The organism is Streptomyces sp. GESEQ-35 (assembly GCF_017948485.1).
Taxonomy (GTDB): domain Bacteria; phylum Actinomycetota; class Actinomycetes; order Streptomycetales; family Streptomycetaceae; genus Streptomyces.
The window spans coordinates 77,634-99,273 of sequence record NZ_JAFFSX010000018.1 but is presented as its reverse complement, the minus strand read 5'-3'; the positions used below and the strand labels follow the sequence as shown (position 1 = coordinate 99,273).

At 70.0% G+C, this 21,640-nt stretch carries 23 protein-coding genes; 15 read left to right on the top strand and 8 right to left on the bottom strand.

Annotated elements, in window-relative coordinates; genetic code table 11:
* Window positions 1-30 precede the first annotated feature (30 nt).
* Together KCH87_RS30010 and KCH87_RS30005 are read right to left on the bottom strand one after the other, a co-directional pair.
* The gene (locus KCH87_RS30010) at window positions 31-459 is read right to left on the bottom strand and encodes a VOC family protein (protein ID WP_210589433.1); all 429 of its coding nucleotides are present in this window, start codon (window positions 457-459) and stop codon (window positions 31-33) included.
* Between the two features lie 90 nt (window positions 460-549).
* Window positions 550-960 (bottom strand): LAETG motif-containing sortase-dependent surface protein, encoded by a 411-nt coding sequence (locus KCH87_RS30005; protein ID WP_308298947.1) that lies wholly within the window; start codon window positions 958-960, stop codon window positions 550-552.
* A 465-nt stretch (window positions 961-1,425) separates the two neighbouring features.
* On the opposite strand from KCH87_RS30005, the gene KCH87_RS30000 reads away from it, so the two are divergent.
* Window positions 1,426-2,166: a response regulator transcription factor gene (locus KCH87_RS30000; RefSeq protein WP_210589431.1), complete on the top strand. Its 741-nt coding sequence runs from the start codon at window positions 1,426-1,428 to the stop codon at window positions 2,164-2,166.
* A gap of 132 nt (window positions 2,167-2,298) precedes the next feature.
* On the opposite strand, the gene KCH87_RS29995 is transcribed toward KCH87_RS30000, so the two are convergent.
* On the bottom strand, window positions 2,299-3,747 hold the full coding sequence (locus KCH87_RS29995) for an MDR family MFS transporter (RefSeq protein WP_210589430.1): 1,449 nt from the start codon (window positions 3,745-3,747) through the stop codon (window positions 2,299-2,301).
* Between the two features lie 234 nt (window positions 3,748-3,981).
* Here KCH87_RS29995 and KCH87_RS29990 point away from each other — a divergent pair, with 234 nt between their 5' ends.
* The 11 genes from KCH87_RS29990 to KCH87_RS29940 all read left to right on the top strand — a co-directional run bounded on the left by KCH87_RS29990 (window position 3,982) and on the right by KCH87_RS29940 (window position 12,635).
* Window positions 3,982-4,563, top strand: coding sequence for a TetR/AcrR family transcriptional regulator (locus KCH87_RS29990; RefSeq protein WP_210589674.1), 582 nt, complete (start codon window positions 3,982-3,984; stop codon window positions 4,561-4,563).
* A gap of 112 nt (window positions 4,564-4,675) precedes the next feature.
* Window positions 4,676-5,899: a cytochrome P450 gene (locus tag KCH87_RS29985; protein WP_210589429.1), complete on the top strand. Its 1,224-nt coding sequence runs from the start codon at window positions 4,676-4,678 to the stop codon at window positions 5,897-5,899.
* 11 nt (window positions 5,900-5,910) lie between these two features.
* On the top strand, window positions 5,911-6,105 hold the full coding sequence (locus KCH87_RS29980) for a ferredoxin (RefSeq protein ID WP_210589428.1): 195 nt from the start codon (window positions 5,911-5,913) through the stop codon (window positions 6,103-6,105).
* A 70-nt stretch (window positions 6,106-6,175) separates the two neighbouring features.
* Window positions 6,176-6,769, top strand: a complete 594-nt coding sequence (locus tag KCH87_RS50505; RefSeq protein WP_210589427.1) for a TcmI family type II polyketide cyclase — start codon at window positions 6,176-6,178, stop codon at window positions 6,767-6,769.
* A complete protein-coding gene (locus KCH87_RS29970) occupies window positions 6,766-8,037 on the top strand; it encodes a beta-ketoacyl synthase (protein WP_210589426.1) in 1,272 nt (423 codons plus the stop codon). The genes KCH87_RS50505 and KCH87_RS29970 overlap by 4 nt, the downstream gene beginning before the upstream one ends.
* The gene (locus KCH87_RS29965; protein ID WP_210589425.1) at window positions 8,034-9,227 is read left to right on the top strand and encodes a ketosynthase chain-length factor; all 1,194 of its coding nucleotides are present in this window, start codon (window positions 8,034-8,036) and stop codon (window positions 9,225-9,227) included. The genes KCH87_RS29970 and KCH87_RS29965 overlap by 4 nt, the downstream gene beginning before the upstream one ends.
* Before the next feature lie 47 nt (window positions 9,228-9,274).
* Entirely contained in the window at window positions 9,275-9,541 is a 267-nt protein-coding gene (locus KCH87_RS29960; protein ID WP_210589424.1) for an acyl carrier protein, read from the top strand.
* A 27-nt stretch (window positions 9,542-9,568) separates the two neighbouring features.
* The gene (gene fabG / locus KCH87_RS29955) at window positions 9,569-10,354 is read left to right on the top strand and encodes a 3-oxoacyl-ACP reductase FabG (RefSeq protein ID WP_210589423.1); all 786 of its coding nucleotides are present in this window, start codon (window positions 9,569-9,571) and stop codon (window positions 10,352-10,354) included.
* 39 nt (window positions 10,355-10,393) lie between these two features.
* On the top strand, window positions 10,394-11,344 hold the full coding sequence (locus KCH87_RS29950) for an aromatase/cyclase (protein WP_210589422.1): 951 nt from the start codon (window positions 10,394-10,396) through the stop codon (window positions 11,342-11,344).
* Window positions 11,341-12,243: a serine aminopeptidase domain-containing protein gene (locus tag KCH87_RS29945; RefSeq protein ID WP_308298946.1), complete on the top strand. Its 903-nt coding sequence runs from the start codon at window positions 11,341-11,343 to the stop codon at window positions 12,241-12,243. The genes KCH87_RS29950 and KCH87_RS29945 overlap by 4 nt, the downstream gene beginning before the upstream one ends.
* A complete protein-coding gene (locus KCH87_RS29940; protein ID WP_210589421.1) occupies window positions 12,240-12,635 on the top strand; it encodes a lipocalin-like domain-containing protein in 396 nt (131 codons plus the stop codon). The genes KCH87_RS29945 and KCH87_RS29940 overlap by 4 nt, the downstream gene beginning before the upstream one ends.
* A gap of 162 nt (window positions 12,636-12,797) precedes the next feature.
* Here KCH87_RS29940 and KCH87_RS29935 read toward each other — a convergent pair whose 3' ends face one another.
* Window positions 12,798-13,958, bottom strand: coding sequence for an alkaline phosphatase PhoX (locus tag KCH87_RS29935; RefSeq protein WP_210589420.1), 1,161 nt, complete (start codon window positions 13,956-13,958; stop codon window positions 12,798-12,800).
* 212 nt (window positions 13,959-14,170) lie between these two features.
* On the opposite strand from KCH87_RS29935, the gene KCH87_RS29930 reads away from it, so the two are divergent.
* Window positions 14,171-15,097 (top strand): oxidoreductase, encoded by a 927-nt coding sequence (locus tag KCH87_RS29930; RefSeq protein WP_210589419.1) that lies wholly within the window; start codon window positions 14,171-14,173, stop codon window positions 15,095-15,097.
* Here KCH87_RS29930 and KCH87_RS29925 read toward each other — a convergent pair.
* Complete coding sequence (locus tag KCH87_RS29925) at window positions 15,018-15,665, bottom strand: TetR/AcrR family transcriptional regulator (RefSeq protein WP_210589670.1); 648 nt, start codon at window positions 15,663-15,665, stop codon at window positions 15,018-15,020. The genes KCH87_RS29930 and KCH87_RS29925 overlap by 80 nt on opposite strands.
* A gap of 113 nt (window positions 15,666-15,778) precedes the next feature.
* Between KCH87_RS29925 and KCH87_RS29920 the strand changes: the two genes are divergently transcribed.
* Together KCH87_RS29920 and KCH87_RS29915 are read left to right on the top strand one after the other, a co-directional pair.
* Window positions 15,779-16,666, top strand: coding sequence for a DMT family transporter (locus tag KCH87_RS29920; protein ID WP_210589418.1), 888 nt, complete (start codon window positions 15,779-15,781; stop codon window positions 16,664-16,666).
* A 50-nt stretch (window positions 16,667-16,716) separates the two neighbouring features.
* The gene (locus KCH87_RS29915; RefSeq protein ID WP_210589417.1) at window positions 16,717-17,376 is read left to right on the top strand and encodes a maleylpyruvate isomerase N-terminal domain-containing protein; all 660 of its coding nucleotides are present in this window, start codon (window positions 16,717-16,719) and stop codon (window positions 17,374-17,376) included.
* A gap of 35 nt (window positions 17,377-17,411) precedes the next feature.
* On the opposite strand, the gene nirD is transcribed toward KCH87_RS29915, so the two are convergent.
* Genes nirD through KCH87_RS29900 form a run of 3 tightly spaced genes read right to left on the bottom strand, consistent with a single transcriptional unit; the run spans window position 17,412 to window position 21,589 of the window.
* Complete coding sequence (gene nirD / locus KCH87_RS29910) at window positions 17,412-17,762, bottom strand: nitrite reductase small subunit NirD (protein WP_210589416.1); 351 nt, start codon at window positions 17,760-17,762, stop codon at window positions 17,412-17,414.
* Complete coding sequence (gene nirB / locus KCH87_RS29905; protein WP_210589415.1) at window positions 17,759-20,374, bottom strand: nitrite reductase large subunit NirB; 2,616 nt, start codon at window positions 20,372-20,374, stop codon at window positions 17,759-17,761. The genes nirD and nirB overlap by 4 nt, the downstream gene beginning before the upstream one ends.
* The gene (locus tag KCH87_RS29900) at window positions 20,375-21,589 is read right to left on the bottom strand and encodes an NAD(P)/FAD-dependent oxidoreductase (RefSeq protein WP_210589414.1); all 1,215 of its coding nucleotides are present in this window, start codon (window positions 21,587-21,589) and stop codon (window positions 20,375-20,377) included.
* Window positions 21,590-21,640 lie beyond the last annotated feature (51 nt).

The window sequence follows — 21,640 nt, the reverse complement described above, 5'->3', positions numbered from 1 at the left end:
GTGCGGGGGGTGCCGCCCTCTCGCTCTCCGCTAGTCGCCGAGTTCGCTGAACAGGGTCAGCTGGAGCGCGCCCGGTGCCTGAAGCCGGGAGTTGAGCGAGTTCCAGGGCGTGCGGGTCGGCTCGGCGACCACCTCCGCGCCGGCCGCGGCCAGCTTCGCCGTGACGGCCGTGGAGTCGTCGACCTGGAACGCCACCCGGATGTGCCCGGCCACCCGCCGCCCGACCTCGACTTCGTCGATGAACGCGGCGTGGTTCGGGTCGGTCAGCTCCAGGGTCGCCCGGCCGGCGTCGAGGATGGTGACCCGTCCGCCGGGTGAGGAGAACGCCGCCTGCTCCGTCAGGCCGAGCACGTCGCGGTAGAAGTGCAGCGCCGCGTCGTAGTCGTCGGCCGTGACGACCAGGCGGAGTTCACGGACGGCGGGATCGGTGGCGGGATCGGTGACCGGCTCGTCGGGCATGGCGGCTCCTCGGGGATTGCGGATACGCACGCGTCAACTCGCCGACGGGCGGGTCGATTCCGTGTCCCCGGCCCTTTCGCCGGCCACGGCTCAGCGGGCTGCGCGGTTCCGGCGTACGGCGACCAGCAGTCCGCCGCCGGCGAGGAGCACGGCCGCGCCGCCGCCCGCGAGGTACGGGGTGGCGCCGTTGCCGCCGGTTGCCGCCAGGTCGGTGTCCTCCGTGTTCTCCTGTCCCGCGGCGTCCTCGGCGGAGTCGGCACCCTCGTCCTCCGCGGGGACGAAGTCCGCGGGCGGGTTGTCGCAGCCGATGCCGTCCCGGTCGCGGTCCAGATGGTCGCCGTAGTGCTCGTCACCCTGGGGGATGTTGGCGTACCCGTTCTCGTACGCCTCGGTGCAGTTCTCGAACGGGTGGCTGCCGTCATGAGCCTCGGCGGTGGCCGGCAGGGCGGCCAGCGCCAGCGCGGCTACGGCCACGGCGGCGGGCTTGCGGAACAGGTTCACGGGGAGCCCCTCAGATTTGAGCCGATATCCATACGTGTGATCACAGTGAGGCGATCGGTCGGATATGAGGTGACGAAAGTATTGGGAGGCTGCTGATGCCGCGGCGGAATGACGGACCCGTGATGCGAACGTGACGTGACTGGAAGGTAGCTCTCCGCTCATGGGGTCCGACGGTTGGCGGCGGGGCGGGCTTCCGTGTGCTCGATAATCGGAGCTTGGGAATTGTTTTCCATTTCCTCCAGGTATTTCGAGTTGGAATTCCAGTGGTCCTGTTTATCTGGACTTGAGATCCCTCAGTACTTCTATTGGGAGATTCTTTCCAGATATTTTGCGCTCGGTTTCGCTGTTCAGGTAGACGGCGAGTTAAAGGTTTGTTGCCTCCCTCGCGGAGGAAGGCAAGTCCCTTGAGGTAATCTTCCTTCCGTGTCAGGATGGGCCCGCTCGGTAAAGCATCGAATTGATCGTATGCGGGGGAAGATCATGAGAAACGGCTTGCCGCTGATATCGGCAGGGTCGGTGCGGGGAGTGAACCCCGCGGAAACCTGGACGGTCCTCGTGGTGGAAAGTCGGGCAGAGTACAGGGAGGCGCTCACGGAAGAACTGGTCCGATGCGGGCAGAAGGTACGGGCCGTGGCGGGCGGGCGTGAGGCCATCGCCGGCGACCTGTCCGTCGATCTCATTCTGCTCGGGCTTGAATTAGTGGATCTCGATGGTCTGGAGGTCTGCCGCGGCCTGCGCGCCTCCAGTGACACGCCGATCATCGCCATCGGCTCTCAGGTGTCCGAGCTGGACGCTGTCCTGGCCCTGCGGGCCGGCGCCGACGACTATGTGGTCCGGCCCTATGGATTTCGTGAGCTCTTGGCACGTATGGAAGCGGTCATGCGGCGGGTGCACACCTCGGGGCGAACGCCCCCGGCGGTACTGGAACGCGGCCCGCTGCGTATCGACGTACGCAAGCGCGAGGTGGTTTTCAAGAACCGTGTCATCAAGATGACGCGGAAAGAGTTCGAGCTTCTTCTGCTCCTCGCGCTGAACCGGGGAACCGTTGTTCCGCGTGACGAGATACTTGAGCAGATATGGGGCGGTTCCTGGTCCCGCAGGACGGTGGACACGCATATCAGCAGCATCCGCTCGAAGCTCGGTGACCGCGACTGGATCGTATCGATTCGCGGTGTGGGATTCATGATGGATCAGAACTCGGGGTAATTCCCCGTCCGAAAGGCTGCCGAGGCGGCGGCGAAGCCTGGCCATGAGGGCGTGACTCCCTTCGAGGGGATTTTGGAGAAGGAGGCCGCCGGGGCTCGGGGGTGGACCCCGGCGGCCGGTCCGGGTGCGCTGCTACGCGGCCCGCTCGGGTCCCTTGGCGGGAACCCGTGGCAGCAGGAGGGCCAGAGCGACGGGCAGGGCGGTGAAGCCGAGAGTCCACCAGAAGGTCGTGCCGAAGGCACCCGCCAGGCCGGCGGAACCGTGTGCCGCATGGGCCGAGGCCTGCGCGAGGATCACCGCCACGGTGGTGGTGCCGAACGGGGCACCGATGCGCTGGACGATGTTGAAGGCCGTGGTGCCGCGCGGGATCTCGTCCTTGGGCAGCCCGGCCACGGCCGAGGCGTTGATCGCCGAGGTGCCGGCACCGACGCCCAGCCCGCGCACGGTCAGGGCGACGATCAGCAGCCAGGTCATGTCCCGCGTGCCGGGGAAGGCGAACGGCAGGGTGCCCAGTGCCATAAGTGCGAATCCGCAGACGATCCTGGTGCGGGCCGTGATCCGCTGTAGCAGCTTCTTGCCGAAGATGATCAGTACGGCCGCGCCCACGCCCTGCGGGACCATGAACAGCCCGGTGTCCACGACGGACGCGCCGCGCACCTGCTGGAAGTAGAGCGGGAAGAGCAGCATGCCGCCGAACATGGTGAACCCGGCCAGCACGGACAGCCCGCTGGTGACCCCGAAACCACGGTCGGCGAACAGCCGTACGTCGATCAGGGCCGAGGCGCCGTCCCGCAGTGACCAGGCGCAGAATCCCACGAGCAGCGCGAGTCCGCAGACGAGCGGCGCCCAGACCCGCGCGGTGCCCAGGTCGCCCGCGTCGGAGATGTTGCTGAGCGCGTAGATCACGCCGACCAGGGCCGGTGTGAGCAGTGCGAGCCCGATGCCGTCCAGCGGGCGCTTGTGCGCGGACGGCTGCTTCGGCGGCAGGACCATGCCGGCCAGCACCAGCCCGGCAACGCAGAAGGGGATGTTCACCAGGAAGAGCCAGCGCCAGTTCGCGTTCTCCAGCAGGACGCCGCCGACCACGGGTCCGAGGATCGGGCCGACCTGGACCAGCAGCGAGAAACTGCCCATGGCGGTCATCAGCCGTTGTTGGCCGGCGGCCTGTGTGAGCAGGGTCATCAGCGCCGGAATGATCAGGCCCGCGCCCAGGCCCTGCAACACCCGGAAGCCGATCAGCGCAGGGAGGTCCCAGGCGACGCCGCACAGGATCGAACCACCGAGGAACACCCCGAGCGCGGACATCCAGGTGGCACGCCCGCCGATACGGTCGATCAGCCATCCCGACAGCGGCACGATCGCGGTCATCGCCAGCAGGAAGCCGGTGACCACCCACTGGGTTGCGGTGAGGCTCGCGTCGAAGACCCGGGAGAACCGGTCGACGCCGACGTTCACGATCGTCGAGTCGAGAATGCTCGCGATGGCGCCGATGCCGAGTGCGGTGATCGTGAAGTTCAACCGCCGGTCGCTCACCTCTGCGACGCCCTGCGGCCTGGCGAACGACTGTGTGGGACTTGCCATGACGTCCTCTCCTGCGCGTACGAAAGGCGACCCGGCTCGCGCCGGGCTGCTGTGCAACGCGGGATTCCGTCGAATGACTGCGGCCCGAGGCCGCTGCCCACCACTCCACGGAACCACATCGGATCGGAAAGTACAACCGCTCCGATGATGAAGCCGCACTGATTACTGATCAGATCGCCGAATGCGCAGTACAGTGCCCATGTGACCGATTCCAAGGACGCCGCGGCCGGGACCATGGGCCGTCGCGAGCGCAAGAAGGCCGCCACCCGCCAGGCCCTCGCGGACGCCGCGCTGCGGCTCTTCACCGAGCGCGGCTTCGACAAGGTCGGGGTCCGGGAGGTGGCGGAGGCGGCCGACGTCTCGCTGAGCACGCTGTTCAAGCACTTCCCCGGCAAGGAGGCGCTGGTCTTCGACGAGGACCAGGACGTGGAGGACGCCCTCGTCCGCGCCGTCCGCGACCGGGCGCCGGACCGGTCGGTGCTGCACGCGCTGTGCGACCACCTCGTCCGCACCCGCACCGGCCTGCGCACCGACGACCCCCATTTCGCCCTGGTCGAGGCGACCCCGGCGCTCAGGGAGTACGCCCGGCGCATGTGGCTGCGTCACGAACACGCGCTGGCGGCCGTCATCGCCGAGGAGACGGGCCGGCACCCCGACGACCTGGCCGTCACCGCCCTGGCCCGTATCGCGCTGGAAGCTCCCCACCTCGTCCGCGCGAGTGCCGATCCGGCGGAGGCCATGCGCCGGCTGTTCGCGCTGGTGGAACACGGTTGGGGGCCTGTATTCCCGGCCGAACCGCGAAACACAATTCTTTGAAAGAGAGTGTCAGGAGAAGTCCAATTGACATTCTCCTGACACTGGTCCAGGGATTCCGTGGTTACAGTTCCTCGAGTCTGCGGGGAGAATCCACGACATCCAAAGGAGCGTCATGCTCAATCTGGATCCCGAGGAAGTTGCCAAGCTGCCGCGTTACCCGGTGGGCCGCCGGTGCCCTTATGAAATACCGGAGGTCTACACCCGGCTGCGCGCGGAGGAACCGGTCAGCAAGGTGGTGATGAGCGACGGTCAGCCCGTCTGGTTTCTGAGCCGGTACGAGGATGTGCGCGCAGTGCTCTCCGACCCGCGCTTCAGCGCCGACCGGCTCGCCGACGGCTTCCCGAACCTGGCGCTCGGCCAGCGCGAAGGGCTGAGCAAACAGCCGAAATTCATGATCAGCATGGACGGCGCGGAGCACTCCGCCGCCCGCCGCCGGGTCATCAGCGACTTCTCGGTGCGCCGGGTCGCCGAACTCGCCCCGACGGTCCAGAAGCTGGTCGACGACTGCGTCGACAGGATCCTGGGCCTGCCGCAGCCCGTCGACCTGGTCGCCGAACTGGCCCTTCCGGTACCGACGTTGCTGCTCGCCGAACTGGTCGGCGCCAACCACGCCGACCACGCCTACTTCATCGACCTGGTGCACCGCATGCTGTGGCGCAAGACCTCGGGCGAGGAGCGGGTGCAGATCTCGATCGGGCTGCGCAAGTATTTCGACGAACTGATCGCCGAGAAGGCGGCGAACCCCGGCGACGACATCATCAGCCGTCAGATAGCCCTGCAACGGGAGGAGAACGGAGAGATCGACAGCGAGGGTCTCAACAGCCTCGCCCAACTCCTGCTGATCGCCGGATACGAGTCCAGTGCGAGCATGATCGCTCTCGGCGTCCACACCTTCCTGACCCGCCCCGACTGGCTCGCCGCGATCAGGAAGGACCCCGCCAGGACCGCGATCGCGGTGGAGGAGTTGCTGCGCTTCTACTCCATCCTCGACGTCGCCGCCGGGCGGGTCGCCCTGGAGGACGTGGAGATCGGCGGCGTGACGATCCGCGCCGGGGACGGCGTGATGGCCTCGGTTTTCGCCGCCAACCGCGACCCCGCGGCGTTCCCGGACCCGGACCGGCTGGACCTGGAGCGGGGCGCCCGGCATCACGTGGCCTTCGGCTACGGCCCGCACCAGTGCCTTGGCCAGAACCTCTCCCGCCTGGAACTACAGATCGTCTTCGACACCCTCTTCGACCGCATCCCCACGCTCAGGCCTGCCGCCGAAGAAGCCGAACTCCCCTTCAAGTACGACGCGTTGGCGTTCGGGCTGTACGAGCTGCCGGTCGTCTGGTGAGGGGCGGCGGCATGCGTATCACCAGCGATCCGGACGTGTGCACCGGAGCCGGCCAGTGCGTGCTCACGGAACCCGGCGTGTTCACACAGGACGCCCGGGGAGTGGTCGAGCTGCGCACCGACCGGGCCGAGGGCGAGCTGGTGCCGAAGGTGCGGCAAGCGGTGTTCATCTGCCCGTCGGGAGCCCTGTCGGTCGAAGAGGACTGACCCTTTCCCGCGCGGTTCCAGAAGCGGTTCCCGAAGTATTTCTGACCACTGCGAATGGAAAGGAAAAGGCGTGCAGACTGTCGTTTCGCTGTGCCGAGCAGAACCCGACGCCATCACCCGGATATGTGATTCCTTCGCCGAATTCGATGACACCGGTGAAGCCAGGGCGGCAGGTTTTCTCCGGCGCCAGCTGTTCAGTTATCACGACCTGCTGGTACAGGTCACCGATGCCGACGAAGTGACCATTCCCGGCCTGGGAGCCCCCTTCGATGCCACGGCGACCCGCTTCTACCGGTGGGACGGCAAACCCGCCGATCCGGGGCAGCCGCTGCACAGCACGGTCATCGTGAACCGGATGGACCCCACGGTGATCCCCGAGGTCTCGGCGCTGTTCGCCGAACTCGACGCCACCGACTTCCCGCACCACATGGGCACGCGCCGCCGCCAGCTGTTCAGCCTCGACGGCGTCTACTTCCACCTCCAGGACTTCACGACGTCGGACGGGTACGCGCTGATCGACCACGCGTGGAAGGAGGCGGACCCCCGGTTCATCAAGATCTGCCGGGAGCTCGAACCCCTGGTCAAGGTGTACGACCCGGCGAGCTGGCGCTCCACCGCCGACCAGGTCGCCACCCGCGTCTACCGCTGGGAGGTGCCGGCATGAGCGGACGGCGCGTGGTCATCACCGGAATGCAGGTCCTCGCCCCGGGCGGGGTGGGCACCGACGCCTTCTGGGACCTGCTGACCGAAGGCCGTACGGCCACCCGGACCATCACCTTCTTCGACCCCACACCGTTCCGCTCCCGGGTCGCCGCGGAGATCGACTTCGTACCGGAGGAGCACGGTCTGACCCCGCACGAGGTGCGGCGGATGGACCGGGCCGCGCAGTTCGCCGTGGTCGCGGCGCGCGGCGCCGTCGCCGACAGCGCTCTGGACACCGCCGCCCTCGACCCGTACCGGATCGGCGTCACCATCGGCAGCGCGGTGGGCGCCACCATGAGCCTGGACCAGGACTATCGCGTCGTCAGCGACGGCGGTCGGCTCGACCTGGTCGACCATGGCTACGCCGACCCGCACTTCTACAACCACTTCGTGCCGAGCTCCTTCGCGGCCGAGGTCGCCCGGGCCGTGGGGGCCCAGGGGCCGAGCGGTGTGGTGTCGGCGGGCTGCACCTCAGGGCTCGACGCGGTCGGCTACGCCGTCGAGCTGATCCGGGAGGGCAGCGCGGACGTCATGGTCGCCGGTGCCACCGACGCGCCGATCTCGCCGATCACCATGGCCTGCTTCGACGCGATCAAGGCGACCACCCCACGCCACGACGAGCCGGCCCACGCCTCCCGCCCTTTCGACGGCACCCGCAACGGGTTCGTCCTCGGCGAGGGCACCGCGGTGTTCGTCCTGGAGGAGCTGACCAGTGCGCGCCGCCGTGGGGCCCGTATCCACGCGGAGGTCGCGGGATACGCCACCCGGAGCAACGCGTACCACATGACGGGTCTGCGCGCCGACGGGGCGGAGATGGCGGAGGCGATCACCGTCGCGCTCGACGAGGCCCGGATGAACCCCACCGAGATCGACTACGTCAACGCGCACGGCTCGGGGACCAAGCAGAACGACCGGCATGAGACCGCGGCCTTCAAGAGGAGCCTGGGCGAACACGCGTACCGCACGCCGGTGAGCTCCATCAAGTCCATGGTGGGGCACTCGCTGGGCGCCATCGGGTCCATCGAGATCGCCGCGTCGGTCCTGGCGATCCGGCACGACGTGGTCCCGCCGACGGCGAACCTGCACACGCCCGATCCGGAGTGCGACCTGGACTATGTGCCGTTGACGGCGCGTGACCAGATCGTCGACGCCGTTCTCACGGTCGGCAGCGGCTTCGGCGGGTTCCAGAGCGCCATGGTGCTGGCCGCACCGGAGAGGAGCGCGGCGTGAGCACATCCGTGGTGGTGACAGGGCTCGGCGTCACCGCACCCAACGGACTCGGTGTGCGGGACTACTGGAACGCGACCCTCGCCGGCAAGAGCGGTATCGGACCGCTCACCCGCTTCGACGCCTCCCCGTATCCGGCGAAGCTCGCCGGAGAGATCACCGGTTTCACGGCGGAGGAGCACCTCCCCAGCCGTCTGATGCCGCAGACGGACCGGGTCACCCGGCTCTCCCTGGTCGCCGCGGACTGGGCCCTCGCGGACGCGGGGGTACGGCCGTCCGAACTGCCCGAGTTCGACATGGGCGTGATCACCGCGAGCTCGGCGGGGGGTTTCGAGTTCAGCCAGCGGGAGCTGAAGAACCTGTGGAGCCGGGGCGGTCAGTACGTCAGCGCCTACCAGTCCTTCGCCTGGTTCTACGCCGTCAACACCGGCCAGATCTCCATCCGCAACGGTATGAAGGGCCCCAGCGGCGTCGTCGTCTCCGACCAGGCCGGCGGCCTGGACGCGGTGGCGCAGGCCAGGCGGCAGATCCGCAAGGGCACCTCGCTGGTGGTCGCCGGCGCGGTCGACGCCCTGTTGTGCTCCTGGGGCTGGGTCGGCCTGCACACCGGCGGCCGGCTCAGCACCGCCGACGAACCCACCCACGCCTACCTCCCGTTCGACGACCGGGCCGACGGCCATGTGCCGGGCGAGGGCGGCGCCCTGCTCATCATGGAGGCCGCCGACACCGCCCGCGCCCGCGGAGCCAGGGTGTACGGCGAGATCGCCGGGTACGCCGCCACCATGGACGGACGGGAGCCAGGGCTGCGCCGGGCCGTGGAACAGGCCCTCGCCGACGCGGAGATGACCCCGGGCGACGTGGACGTGGTCTTCGCGGACGCCGCCGCCGACGCGGAGCTCGACAGCGTCGAGGCCTACACACTCGTCACGGTGTTCGGGCCGCACGGCGTCCCGGTCACCGCGCCGAAGACCATGACCGGCCGGCTCTACGCGGGGTCCGCGGCCCTGGACCTGGCCACGGCGTTCCTCGCCCTGGAGGACGGGCTGATCCCCCCGACGGTGCAGGTCGAGCCCGCCGACCGGTTCGGCCTCGACCTGGTCGTCTCCCAGCCGCGCGCCGCTCGTCTGCGGACCGCGCTGATCCTCGCCCGCGGCCACGGCGGCTTCAACTCCGCCATGGTCGTGCGCTCCTGAACACCCGCCCCACGCTCCGGAACACCCACACAAGGAGGAAGACCCTCATGACGCACGCCCACTTCTCGCTCGACGACCTCAAGCGGATCCTCCACGAGGGCTCCGGTGTCCCCGAGGGCGCCGACCTCGACGGGGACATCCTCGATACGCAGTTCACCGACATCGGCTACGACTCGCTCGCCCTGCTGGAGACGGCCGGCCGGGTCGAGCGCGAGTACGGCATCGACCTGGGGGAGTCCGTCCTGGGGGACGGCACGACCCCGCGCTCCTTCGTCGACGCCGTCCGCGCGTACCTGTCCACCCGGGCCGCCTGACCCCGCACCGAGGAGAACGGAGGAGAGATGACACAGCAGGAGCGGCGAACCGTCCTGGTGACGGGCGCCACCAGCGGGATCGGTCTGGCCGTCACCCGGCTGCTGGCCGAGCAGGGGCACCGGGTGTTCATCGGGTCCCGCACCGAGGACAAGGTCCTCGCCACCGTCAAGCAGCTCCGGGAGGAGCAGCTCGACGTGGACGGCGCGGTCCTCGACGTCCGGTCGCCGGACTCGATACGCGGCTACGTCCGGGCGGCAGCCGAGCGATACGGCACGGTCGACGTACTCGTCAACAACGCAGGTATCAGCGGCGGCGGCATCACCGCCGACATCGCCGACGAGCTCTGGGACGACATCGTCGACACCAACCTCAACAGCGTGTTCCGGCTGACCCGAGAGGTCCTGACCACCGGCGGCCTACGGCACAAGAACTGGGGCCGCATCATCAACATCGCCTCCACCGCGGGCAAGCAGGGCGTCGTCCTCGGCGCCCCCTACTCCGCCTCCAAGCACGGTGTCGTCGGGTTCACCAAGGCACTGGGCAACGAGCTGGCCCCCACCGGCATCACGGTCAACGCCGTCTGCCCCGGCTATGTCGAGACGCCGATGGCACACCGGGTGCGGCAGAACTACGCGCGCGTGTACGCGACTTCGGAGGACGCGATCCTGGAGAAGTTCCAGGCGAAGATCCCGCTGGGCCGCTACTCGACCCCCGAGGAGGTGGCCGGTCTGGTCGGCTACCTGATCTCCGACACCGCGGCGTCCATCACCTCCCAGGCCCTGAACGTCTGCGGGGGCCTCGGCAACTTCTGACCCGCGCCGCCTCTCCCGCCACCAGTCCCGAGGAGTCCCATGCCGTCCGAACCGCACGAGTCCGGGCACGAGATCAAGATCTCCGCTCCGGCCGAGACCGTCTACCAACTGCTGGCCCGAGCGGAGGACTGGCCCCGGCTCTTCCCTCCGAACATCCACGTCGACCATGTGGAACGCGGCGCGCACGAGGAGCGCATCCGCATCTGGGCCACCGCCGGCGACACCGTCAAGAACTGGACCTCGTACCGCACCCTGGACCCGGAGAACCTGCGCATCGGTTTCCGCCAGGAGGTCACCGCGCCCCCGGTGGCGGCGATGGGCGGCAGCTGGCACATCGAGGCCCTCCCCTCCGGGGAGTCGCTGGTGCGCCTCGCGCACGACTACCGGGCGACCGACGCGGCGAACCTCGCCTGGCTCGACGACGTGGTCGACCGCAATTCCCGCGCCGAACTGGAGTCCCTGCGGACCATCGCCGAGTCGGGCGCCGCCGCCGACGAACTGACCTGCTCCTTCGAGGACACGGTCCAAATCAGGGGCGACGCCCGGGACGTGTACGACTTCATCGACCGGGCGGACCGGTGGACCGAGCGTCTGCCGCACGTCCGCGCGGTGCGACTGGAGGAACCGGTGCCGGGCCTGCAGACGCTGGAGATGGACACCGTGGCCAAGGACGGCACCTCCCACACCACGAAGTCGTACCGGGTGGGACTGCCGCCGCACCGGATCGTGTACAAGCAGGTCACCCTCCCCGCCCTGCTGAGTCTGCACACCGGCCGCTGGACCTTCGCACCGGACGGGGACGGTGTCACGGCCTCCTCTCAGCACACGATCACCGTCGCCCCCGACGCCGTGGCAAGGGTCCTGGGAGCGGACGCGACCGTGCGGGACGCGATCGAATACGCCCGCACCGCGCTCAGCACCAACAGCCTCGCGACACTCACCCTGGCCAAGGAGTACGCGGAGCGGCGCGCCGGGGGCGACGGGCCGTGACGACCCGGGCACGGACGGCCGTCTCCGCGACACCGTCATCGACGGTGCAGGGGATCACGCTGGACGCGGCCGGGATCCCGCTCTCCGGGCTGCTCTCACGACCGCGGCACACCCCGTGCAGGGCGACCGTCGTCGCCCTGCACGGCGCGGGAATGACGGCGGGGTACTTCCACGGACCGGCCCGTCCGGAGACGTCGTTGCTGACTCTCGCCGCGGAGCTGGGGTTCGCGGCGGTGGCCCTCGACCGGCCCGGCTACGGGCTCTCGGCCGGCCGGCTGCCCGAGGGACAGACGGTCGCGGAACAGGCGGTCACCCTGACGTCGGCACTGAGCGACCTGACGGCCCGGTACGAGACGGGCGCCGGGCTCTTCCTGCTCGCGCACTCCTTCGGCGGCAAGCCGGCGCTGCGGATCGCGGCGGACGGGACAGTGCCCGGCTTGATCGGCCTCGCGGTCTCCGGGTGCGGCGACGAGTACCTGGTCCCGCCCACCGCGCCGGCCGGCTCGGCCGGACACCAGCAGCGCAACTGGGGCCCGCTGCGGCTGTATCCGCCGGGCACGTTCCGGGCGAGCGGCGCGGTCGTCGCCCCGACGCCGGCTCGCGAGCTGGCGGACGCCGCCCACTGGCCGGAGACGTTCGCACGGCTGGCCGGGCTGATCCGGGTGCCCGTCCGGTTCACCTTCGCCGAGCACGAGGGCTGGTGGCGCAGTGACCGGCGGGCCGTCGACCGGCTGCGGTCCCGGCTGCACACCGCGCCCCGCGTCCTGATCGACCATCAGCCCGATGCCGGCCACAACATCAGCCTCGGCTGGACGGCACGCGAGTACCACCTGGGGGTGCTCGGCTTCGTGGCGGACTGCCTGCGGCACGACGAGACCGGTGAGGAGCAGCGGACATGACACAGGACCTGGTCGGTGTGTGGCACCTGGAGGCATTCCACGACGTGGACGAGGCGGGACGGCCCGTCGGCGAGGGCCCGCTCGGACCCGCCCCCGAGGGGATGCTCGTGTACACCGCCGACGGCCATGTCTCGGTGAGCATGATGCCCACGACACCGGAGCCCGGACCCTCCTACATGGGGTATGCGGGCGACTGGCGCGTGGCGGGCGGGAAGGTGGTGCACCGGATCCGGATCTCCTCGCGCGCCGACTGGATCGGCGTCGAGCAGACCCGCGACGCCGAACTCGACGGTGATGTGCTCATCGTGCGTGCCACCCGGGAGGTGGGCGCGCGCCCACAGCGCCGCGTGCTCGTGTGGCGACGCGCCGAGCCGGTCGGGAGGCCACGGTGAGCACTTCGGTGACCCCCGCACCCGATCCGCCCGTGGACGGTGACGACCACCCCTTGGTGATGGCCCTGAGCATCTTCGCTCCCGGCGCCCTGCGTGCCCTCGGGTGCGGACGGAGCGTGACGCCGGCTGCGGCCGGCGCCACGCCGCGCCCCGGGACGGCGGTCAGGACCGGAACGGCCCCGTCACCTCGTACGTGATCCCACCGGACGAACTCCCGCTCGTCCCCCGCTGGCTGGAGAAGTACAGCCGCGACCCGCCCGGCGAGAGGGCCGGGCCGGTGATCTCCGAGCCCGACTGCCCGTCGATGCGCAGGAACGGCGCGATGACGTCGTCCGGTGTGATGACGCAGATCTCCATGTTGCCGCCGTCCTCGGCGACGAAGAGGTCACCGGAGGAGGAGCCGGTGATGTTGTCGACGCCGGTGAGGGGGGCCGTGCCCGACGTCACCAGGGAGTCGTCGTACGCCAACTCGTAGGTGTTGTTCGTCAGGTTGAGCTGCCAGACACGGTTGTCGCCCTTGGTGGTGAACCAGACCGTGTCGTCGGCGTAGTGGCAGCCCTCGCCGCCGTTGAAGGACTTGGAGCCGGAGACCTGGGTGCGGGTCGAGGTCGGGGAGCCGTCCGGGTCGGGCACGTTCGCCCAGGTGAAGGAACCCGATGTGGCGGTGCCGGCGACCATGACCTGAAGGGTGCCGGAGGAGAGGTTGCCCCAGGTCGTCGGTACGAAGCGGTAGAGGCGGCCGTTCGTCTCGTCCTCGGTCAGGTAGATCACCTGGCGCACCGGGTCCGCGGCGGCGGCCTCGTGCTTGAAGCGGCCCATCGCGTCGCGGCGCGTGGCCGTGTTCACGCCCCACGGGTCCGTCTCGTAGACGTAGCCGAGGGACACCTCCTCGCAGGACAGCCAGGTGTTCCACGGGGTCTTGCCGCCCGCGCAGTTCTGCCGGGTGTTGGACAGGATGCGGTACGCCGACGTGATCGAGCCCGTCGACGAGAACTTCACCGCGCTCGCGCCGCCGGACGGGTTGATCTCCGAGTTGGAGACATAGATCCAACCGCTGCCGTCGGCGTAACAGGCCCCGCCGTCAGGGGCGTTGTGCCAGGTGTACGACGTGCCGGGCACCGTCTGGCCGGAGCGGGCGATCACCCGGCCGGTGAAGCCGCTCGGCAGTCTGATGCCATTGGCGTCCGGCGAGCCGAGCGCTCCGTAGGGGCCCGTGCCGGGCTGTGCGGGCGCGGCATACGCGGCGCCGCGCCACAGGGTTCCGCCGAACACGGCGGAGGACCCGCCGAGGACGGCCGCACGCAGGAGGGTACGACGTTCCACTCTTCGCTCCAAGGGTGGCGTGACCGCCCCGCCGCCGATCGGCGACGGGGTCGTGCGCTGAGGGACGTTAGGGGCACGGAGTTACTACCCTCGGGCACAGTGGGTTGACGGGTCATGGACAGGCTGTGGCGGCCGAGTACGCGTCGGAGGGCCGCGCCGGCCGCTCGCCGCCGTAGGCTGAATCGGGTCCGCACACCGGAGGGAGCCCCGTCATGCCCGGCTGGAACGCGAGTGACATGCCCGACCAGACCGGCCGCGTCGCCGTCGTCACCGGCGCCAACAGCGGCATCGGGTACGCGACCGCGCGGGAGCTGGCGCGCAAGGGCGCCCGCGTGGTGCTCGCCTGCCGCAGCGAGGCGCGCGGCCATGAGGCCGGGGACCGGCTGGTCACCGAAGTTCCGGACACGGACGTGGAGTTCGGCCGGCTGGACCTCGCGGACCTCGGTTCCGTACGAGGGTTCGCGGCCTGGTATCCGTACGAGCGGCTGGATCTGCTCGTCAACAACGCCGGGGTGATGGCGCTGCCGTACGGAACGACGGCGGACGGCTTCGAGACACAGTTCGGGGTCAACCACCTCGGCCACTTCGCGCTCACCGGACTGCTGCTGCCGGTGCTGAACGCCACCAACGGGGCGCGTGTCGTGACCGTCTCCAGCTTTATGCACGCCCTGTCCAACATCGACATCGACGACCTCAACAGCGAACGACGCTACAGCCGTTGGACCGCCTACGCCCGCTCCAAGACGGCCAACCTGCTCTTCACCCACGAGCTGGCCCGCCGTACGGCCGCCGCCGGCTCGGACCTCGTGGCCGCCGCCGCGCACCCCGGCTACGCCGACACCGACCTCCACACCGCCGGGCCACGCATGACGGGCAACAAGCTCACCGAACGCATGAGGCACCTGGGCAGCCGGATCATCGCCCAGCCCGCGGAGAGCGGCGCCCTGCCCGCCCTGTACGCCGCCACCGCCCCCGACGTACGCCCCGACTCCTTCACCGGCCCGTCATTCGTCGGCTGGCGGGGTTCACCGGGACCGTCCCGGCGCGCCTCCTGGACCCTCAACGACCGGGCGGGCGAACGCCTTTGGGAGGCGTCGGAGCGGTTGACCGGGGTGGCGTACGAGGGGTTGAAGGTCTGAAGGGTCCGCCGTTCGCCGCTTCTTCGACAACCTTGCGCGCCTCGTCGCGCGCGTGGCCGATCGGGTCGGGAAAGATGCGCAGGCCGTGGGCGACCAGTGCCCCCTCGTGGAGCAGCATCAGTGTGCGGGCCGGCTCCTGGGCCCGGTCCGGGGCGACCTGACGGACCAGATCGGCGAAGAGCTCCAGCATCCACTCCTTCTGGCCGGTGATGATCGCGTAGGCCGGGTGGGAGGGATCGCTGATCTCGGCGTGGGCGTTGACCATGCTGCACCCCTTCGGGCTGCTCTCGGTCATCCATGACCGGGAGGCGTCGAAGACCGCGAGAACCCGGTCGACGGGTCCCGACTCCACGCCCGCGAGCCGCTCCGCGAGAAACGCCCGCCAGCGCTCGTCGCGGTCGGCGAGGTACTCCACGACGACCTGGTCCTTGGAGCCGAAGCGGTCGTAGAGCGTCTTCTTCGTCACCCCGGCCTCGGCGGCGATCAGGTCCACGCCGACCGCGTGGATGCCGTGCTCGTAGAACAGCCGTGACGCGGCGGTGAGAACGCGGCGCGCGCCGGGCGTCATCGTGATCCTCGTGATCCTTCGGGTGCCCATGGCAGCCAAGTATACCGATCTGTATAGTGGGGTCCACGACCTGAGGTATACCGATCTGTATAGTCGCCGTGGGGTGGTGAACCGTGAACCTTCTCCTCTCCGTCGCCTTCGTGCTCTGCTGGAGCTCGGGATTCGTCGGCGCCAAGCTCGGTACGGAAAGTTCGACCGCCGTGACGATCCTGATGTGGCGGTTCCTGCCACTGGCCGTCATCCTCGTCGCCGTGGCCGTCGGCAGCCGCAGAGCGTCGTGGCGGGGACTGACCGCGCGCGACGTGGCGCGACAGACCGTGATCGGGCTGCTCTCCCAGAGCGGCTACCTGCTCACCGTCTACTACGCGATCCAGTTCGGCGTCTCCAGCGGCACGACCGCCCTGATCGACGGCACCCAGCCCCTTGTCGCGGGCGCGCTGGCCGGCCCGCTGCTGCGTCAGTACGTCTCGGCCAGGCAGTGGCTCGGCCTGTGTCTGGGTCTCGGCGGCGTCGCCCTCGTCACCACGGCTGACGCCGCGGCGAACACCGGTGTCGCCTGGTGGACCTATCTCGTCCCCTTCGCGGGAATGCTTTCCCTGGTGGCGGCCACATTCCTCGACCAGCGTTCCCCGAAGCACGCCACGCCCCTGGTGTCGATGACCGTCCACTGCACCACCAGCGCGCTCGTCTTCACGGGCGCCGCCCTCGCAACCGGGGGCGCCGTACCGCCCTCCACAGGGTCGTTCTGGATGGCGATCGTGTGGCTCGTGGCCCTGTCGACGTTCGGCGGATACGGCCTCTACTGGCTGGTGCTCCAGCGCTCCGGGGTGACCGGGGTCAACACACTCATGTTCCTGATGGCGCCCGTCACGGCGATCTGGGGCGCCGCGATGTTCGGCGAGCCGTTCACCCCGCAGACCGCCGTCGGCCTGGCGGTCGCCCTCGCGGCGGTGGCCGTGGTGCACGGCGCGCGCCCGCCCGCGTTGCAGGCCTGCCGATGAGCCGCGGAATACGCTTGTCCGCCGTTCCGGTCCCGCACTACCGTGCCGCAGTGGATCTCTTCTCCCGCTCCTGGAGCGCGTTGCTGGCGGCGGTCGCCGAAACCCCGGACGAGGACTTCGAGCGACCGTCCGGCTGTACCGGCTGGCGCGTGCGGGATCTGGTGTGCCACCTGGTCATCGACGCCCAGGACGTCCTGATCACCCTGGTCACACCCGCCGATACGGAACCGACCGCGGACGCGGTCACCTACTGGGAACTCCTCGCCGAACCCCCGACCGGCGACGACCCGCTCGATGCGCTGATCCCCCGACTGGCCACCGCCTACGGCGAGCCGCGGTGGCTCAAGTTCCATCTCGACGACGTCGGTTCCGCAGCGGGACGCGCCGCCGGACTCGCCGATCCCGCCGCCGTCGTCAGCACCCAGGACAAGGTGCTGACCGTCGGCGACTACCTGTCCGCGTACGTGCTCGAATGGACGCTGCACCACCTCGACCTGATCGCACACCTGCCGTCGGCCGCCGGGCCGCCCGCCGAGACCCTCGCGGCGGCACGTGCGTCACTGGAGAAGATCGCCGGGACCGCGTTTCCCGCCTCGTTCTCCGACCGGGACGCGCTGCTGATCGGCACCGGACGGCGCACACCGACCGCCGCGGAGACGGCCGCGCTGGGCGAGCCGGCCGCTTCGAGGCTCCCGCTCATCCTCGGCTGAGGGGAGCGGTACCGAATCAAGCAGCATCGGTCTGTCTAGGCCGTCCGCACCTCGTACGTCCCCACCCGCACCGCCTCGTCGTCCAGGCACTGCCCGGACTCCAGGTCGAAGCGCTGCTTCAGCAGCGGCGAGGCGACGAAGGGGCGGCCCTTGTGGGTGCCGGTGAGGCCGCGGGAGAGGACCGCCGCGCCGCTGAACGGATCGCGGTTGTCGATGGCGTACAGCCTGCCCGCCCGGTCGCGGAAGAGCGCCGCCTGCCGGCCGTCCGGCAGCAGGGCCGCCACACCGCGGCCCGGCAGCAGGACGTTCAGGTCGCAGACCGTGAACCAGCCGTCGTCGAGGCGCAGTTGGACCATCAGATCGGTCGTCTCGGGTGCCAGGGTCATCGCTGGGCGGTTCCTTCCAGGACGTCTTCAGCGGGGCGCATGCCGATGGACAGCAGCGGCAGGTCGGGCTTGATCTGGTCGCGCTCGGGAACGAAGCCGACGACCGGGTCGGGGGTGTCCGGCGCGTTCACGAAGGACACGAACCGGGCGAGCTTCTCGGGGTCGTTGATGGTGGCGGACCACTCGTCGCGGTAGTTGGCGACGTGCGCGGTCATCAGCGTCTCCAGCTCCTCGCAGATACCGAGGGAGTCCTCCACGACCACGTCGCGTACGTGGTCCAGGCCGCCGGGGATGCGCTCCAGCCAGGTCGACGTGCGCTCCAGGCGGTCCGCCGTGCGGATGTAGAACATCAGGAAGCGGTCGATCAGCCTGATCAGCCCGGCGTCGTCGAGGTCCTGGGCCAACAGGTCCGCGTGGCGCGGGGTGGCGCCGCCGTTGCCGCCGACGTACAGGTTCCAGCCGCCCGCGGTGGCGATGACGCCGAAGTCCTTCGACTGGGCCTCGGCGCACTCGCGGGCGCAGCCGGAGACCGCCGACTTCAGCTTGTGGGGCGACCTGAGCCCCCGGTAGCGCAGCTCCAGGTCGATCGCCATGCGGACCGAGTCCTGGACGCCGTAGCGGCACCAGGTCTGGCCGACACAGGACTTCACCGTGCGCAGCGACTTGCCGTAGGCGTGCCCGGACTCGAAGCCGGCATCCACCAGCCTCGTCCAGATCAGCGGGAGTTGCTCGACCCGCGCGCCGAACATGTCGATCCGCTGACCGCCGGTGATCTTCGTGTAGAGGCCGAAGTCGCGGGCGATCTCGCCGATGACGATCAGGCCCTCGGGGGTGATCTCACCGCCGGGGATACGGGGAACGACCGAGTACGAGCCGTTCTTCTGGAGGTTGGCGAGGAAGTGGTCGTTGGTGTCCTGAAGGGTGGCCTGCTCGCCGTCCAGGACGTAACCGTCGGCGCCGATGGTCGGGGCGAGGGAGGCGATGATCGAGGCGACCGCCGGCTTGCAGATCTCGCAGCCGTCGCCGCCCCGGGCGTCCTCGCGGCCGTAGCGGTCCAGCAGGTCCTGGTAGGTGTTGATGTGCAGGGCGAGGACGATCTCGTACAGCTCCTCGCGGGTCTGTGCGAAGCAGCCGCACAGGCCCTTGTCGACCACGACACCGCTCGCCTCGAGTTCGGCGGTGACCAGCTGGCCGAGGACCTTGACGCAACTGCCGCAGGTCGTCCCGGCCTTGGTGCACTTCTTCACCTCGGGCACGGTGGTGCAGTTGTGCTCGGTGACCGCGCCGCGGATCGTGCCCTTGCGGACGTTGTTGCAGGAGCAGATGATCGCGTCGTCCGGCAGCGCGGTCGGACCGAGCTGGGTGGACTCTCCGGCGCCGGCGGGCAGCACCAGCGACTCGGGCGAGACCGGCGGGACGGAGCCGGTGAAGGCCTTCAGCGTGCCGTACGCCTCCGCGTCGCCGACCAGGATGCCGCCGAGCAGGGTGCCGTCGCGGCCGATGACCAGCTTCTTGTACAGGCCCGCGCGGGAGTCGGAGTAGACGACGTCCAGGCAGTCCTCGGTCGCACCGTGCGCGTCGCCGAAGGACGCCACGTCCACACCGAGCAGCTTCAGCTTGGTGGAGAGGTCGGCGCCGGTGAACGTCAGTTCCTCGGCCTCGTCGGCGGCGATGGCGGCCGCGGCCGTCTCGGCCTGCTCGTAACCGGGGGCCACCAGGCCGTACACCCGGCCGTCCGACGCCAGCGCGCACTCGCCGATCGCGAACACATGCGGGTCGGAGACCGTACGGCACTGCTCGTCGACCGAGATGCCGCCGCGCTCGCCGACCGCGAGGCCCGAGGCGCGGGCCAGCTGGTCGCGGGGGCGGACACCGGCGCTGAACACGACCAGATCGGTGGCGAGTTCGGAGCCGTCGGACAGCTTCATGCCGGTGACCGCGCCGTCCTCGTCGACGACGATCTCCTGCGTGCCCACACCGGTGTGGACGGACAGGCCCATCTCCTCGATGGTGCGCAGCAGCGCGGCGCCGCCGCCGTCGTCCACCTGCACCGGCATCAGCCGCGGCGCGAACTCGACGATGTGGCTGGTGAGTCCGAGCCCCTTCAGCGCACCCGCGGCCTCCAGGCCGAGCAGACCGCCGCCGACCACGGCACCGGTCGTGCGCGTCCCGGCGTACTCCTCGATGGCGAGGAGGTCCTCGATCGTGCGGTAGACGAAGCAGCCCTTGGCGTCCTTGCCCGGGACCGGCGGCACGAACGGGAAGGAGCCGGTGGCCAGGACGAGGATGTCGTAGTCGACGACCAGGCCCGAGCGGGCGGTCACCTTCTTCGCCTCGCGGTCGATCGTCTCCGCCGGGTCACCGACGTACAGCTCGATGCCCTCCTTCTCGATGAACTCCATGTCCGTCATCGAGAGGTCCTCGGGTGTCCTGCCCGAGAAGTACGAGGTGAGGGCGACGCGGTCGTACGCGGGGCGCGGCTCCTCGCACAGCACGACCACGCGGTGCGTGGCGGTCATGCCGCGCTCGGCGAGCGCTTCGAGGAAGCGCTGGCCGACCATGCCATGGCCGACGAGCACGATCGTGGGGGTGGCCCCCTCAGTGGCGGTCATTCAGGAGCCTCCATCGTTGGTGAGCAGGTGGAGCAGGGGGGCGCCGTCGGCGGGGAGCGGCTCTGCTCCCTCCCAGGCGCGGGCCAGGGCGCCGACGGTGCCGAGTTCGCCGACCAGTACGCCGCCGACCACGCGGTCGTCGCGGACGACGACCTTGCGGTAGGTGCCGCGGGTGGCGTCGGCGAGCTGGACGACGTCGTCGCCCGGCCGCGGCACGGTCTCGCCGAACGCGGCGAGGTCGAACGCGTCCGTCCCGTTCAGGGTGAGCCGGGTCAGCGAACGGGTGCCGGTGTAGCGGGCGTTGCCTTCCCCGGCCAGCGACTCCGCGAGTACGTCGGCCTGTTCGAGGGCCGGCGTGGCGAGCCCGTACAGGACGCCGTCGTGCTGGGCGCAGTCGCCGATCGCCCGGATGTGCGGGTCGGACGTACGCAGTTCGTCGTCGACGATGACGCCCTTGCGGACGGCCAGTCCCGCGATCTGGGCGAGGCCCACGCGCGGGTGGACCCCGCAGGCCAGGACGACGAGGTCGGCGTCGAGGGCGTATCCGTCGGCCAACTCGACCGAGCGGACGGCGCCGCCGACGCAGCGCACGTCGCGCACCCGGCACTCGGTGTGAACCTCGACGCCGAGGTCCTTCAGATGCCGCAGCACCAGCTTCGAGGCGCCCGGGTCGAGCTGGCGCTCCATGAGCCGCTCGGACTGCTGGGCGAGGACGACCTGCGCGCCGCGCATGGCGAGCGCCCGGGCCGCGGAGACCCCGAGGAGCCCGCCGCCGATGACGACCGCGCGCACGCCCGGCCGTACCGCCTTGGACAGGCCGAGGCAGTCGTCCATGGTGCGGAACGCGTGGACGCCCTCGGGCAGTTCGTGGTCGGGGGTGAACAGGCCGCGCAGGGGCGGGAGCACGGGGTTGGAGCCGGTGGCCAGGACCAGCGTGTCGTATGCGATCTTCGAACCGTCCGCGCACTCCACCTGCCGCTCGGCGCGGTCGATCCCGGTGACCCGGGTGCGGACGAGCCCGGCGGGGGCCGGCAGGGCGATCACCTCGGGGGCGTACCGGCCGGCCAGCACCTCGGCGAGCAGCACCCGGTTGTACGGGCGGTGCTCCTCCTCACCGACCAGCGTCGCGGGCGTGCCGAGCTCACCGAGCCGCCGGGCGAGACGTACGCCCGCGAGGCCGGCGCCGATCACCACCACACGCGTATTCGAGGTCATGCCCCTGAGCGTGCGGTGCCGGTGTTACCCGACCGCATCACGTCTGTTTCC